This is a genomic window from Elizabethkingia argenteiflava (genome assembly GCF_009904105.1).
Taxonomy (GTDB): Bacteria; Bacteroidota; Bacteroidia; order Flavobacteriales; family Weeksellaceae; genus Elizabethkingia; species Elizabethkingia argenteiflava.
Map to the genome: position 1 here is coordinate 1 of NZ_JAAABJ010000192.1, position 405 is coordinate 405.

Annotated in this window: 1 pseudogene; it reads left to right on the top strand. The window is 27.7% G+C overall.

The window, feature by feature from the left end:
* Nucleotides 1-161: 161 nt before the first annotated feature.
* Nucleotides 162-405: pseudogene (locus GNY06_RS13565) on the top strand (IS982 family transposase); the annotation flags it as partial.

The following is a 405-nucleotide window of genomic DNA, read 5'->3' on the forward strand; positions in this document are numbered from 1 at the left end:
AAAAAAAGGGAGCTGCTCATTATTAGCTAAATACCTAAATATAATATACTAACAAACGATTAAATATGAACAGCTTTACCGCAAATAATTAAAAAATATAAGAGATACTGATAACAATAGAAAGTAAAATGAATTTTTTAAATCAAATCCGCAATCACAAATTGACAGATCTTGAGTTAATCTCCATAGACTTAAATTCAGAATTTATGAGTATTGATTCAGAGTGGGATTTATTCAGAAAATTACCTTTCAATTTATACTCTAGGATTGAACGTAGTGTTTACAATCGCAGAAAGCGCAAGTTGTTTTCTTATGGTGATTCATTAATAAACAAGATAGCTGCAAATATATCTGTAAGTGATTATTACATTGTAGATAGCATGCCATTAGAAATATGCAAATTAA